Raw genomic sequence first — 1,508 nt, 5'->3', positions numbered from 1 at the left:
CCCAATTTTGCTACATAATTAGTTTTAATTTCCATTTGCAATTTCTTTTAGTTTGTCAAGAAATCTTTTTGCACTTCTTGAATTCTCAGAGGCTCTAACTAATGAAAATCTATCTTTAAGTCTATTTGCAATCTTTACATGACTTGAAGTCCTTAACTGTTCGCCAACAATATCCGATGGATTTAGAATCTCTTCGGGATTACCATCATAATTTAAGTTCAGATTGGCATCGGCCAAAAACCATGCTTCCATTTCTTTGGTCATTATTACAAATGAATTTTCTTGGAAAATATAATTTCTGTTATCCCGAAAATTTTGTATTTCATTTACTACAACTATCGGACAATCAGGAGGCATGTATCCTCTATTTTTTCTTTGTTCTTCTTTATCATCTTGATCTACAACTGTAAAAATATAATCGACATTTTGTTTTTGCAGGTTTCTAACGAGTGACACAAAATTCTTTTTTAATCTTGAACGACTGCGTGCAATATTTATCAATGACTCATCGGTCTCAATTTCAAGTTCATACTTTAGTAGATTCTGAAACCGGTCAGATTTCAAAATTATGAAGTCCGAAGTACCTTCAACAATGAAACCGACTTTTACCATGGTAATCCTCCTCCTTTAAGCATATTGCTCATCCATGCTTCGTCAGGACGCATTTTTTCAAAATCTCCTTTTTTGCATTGGTTGGTTTGTGTTGCTCCTTCCTTTTTGTTTACAATCATTAATTCTTCCTCAGTAAGTTCTGACACCAAAGAAGCCGAGTGTGTTGTAATCCAAATATGATGATTATATTTTTCTGTCATTTCGCGAAAAAATGGGATAAGTTCACTTAAAACAGCAGGGTTTAATCCAGTTTCAGGTTCTTCTATACAAATAAACTGGGGTTGATCTGTTTGATAAAATAATGCAAGTAATGCTATTATGTTATGTGTTCCTTCTGATATTAAATTTCCGGTAAATGGCTTGTCAGGATAAGATTTTTCAATAACTATTAATTCTTCTTTTCCACTAAAATCTTTTTCTACTGATACACTTTCAATTTCGGGAATTAATATCTGAATCCATTCAATTATCTCTGCTTTCTTTTTTTTATCTTCAAGAATTACTTTTAAAATACTACTCAAATTAGCAGCATCAATCCAGAGTTTATTATAAATTTTTAGTTTATTCTCTGCTCTTTTGTAATTGTCAATAAATATTCTGGAAAAGGAATTAACTATTTTTTCATCTAATTTCTTAATACCTGTAAACTCCCTTGTTAATTGATTGTTTTGGATATCGTATTTTAAGCCAAAACTAATGTTGTGGTTATCACTTCCGAAGGATAAATCCAACATAATTTTAAAAAACTGACCTTTTTGCTTTGAGACTTTATAATTCACAACATTTTCTTCACCTCCGAAAATATCGAACACAATTGTTCCTGTGGTCATGGCTGCATGCATTAAAAACTCAACTGCTTCAAATATATTTGATTTACCGCTTGCATTTGCACCAGC

2 protein-coding genes are annotated in these 1,508 nt (G+C 31.6%); both read right to left on the bottom strand.

The window, feature by feature from the left end:
• Positions 1 to 24: 24 nt before the first annotated feature.
• Positions 25 to 456, bottom strand: coding sequence for a hypothetical protein (locus U9R42_14990; GenBank protein ID MEA3497331.1), 432 nt, complete (start codon positions 454 to 456; stop codon positions 25 to 27).
• A 149-nt stretch (positions 457 to 605) separates the two neighbouring features.
• Positions 606 to 1,508: ATP-binding protein (locus U9R42_14985; protein ID MEA3497330.1), on the bottom strand; the 903-nt coding region annotated here is incomplete at its 5' end.

Source organism: Bacteroidota bacterium (assembly GCA_034723125.1).
Lineage (GTDB): Bacteria > Bacteroidota > Bacteroidia > CAILMK01 > JAAYUY01 > JAYEOP01.
This window is presented reverse-complemented; position numbering and strand designations above follow the sequence as displayed.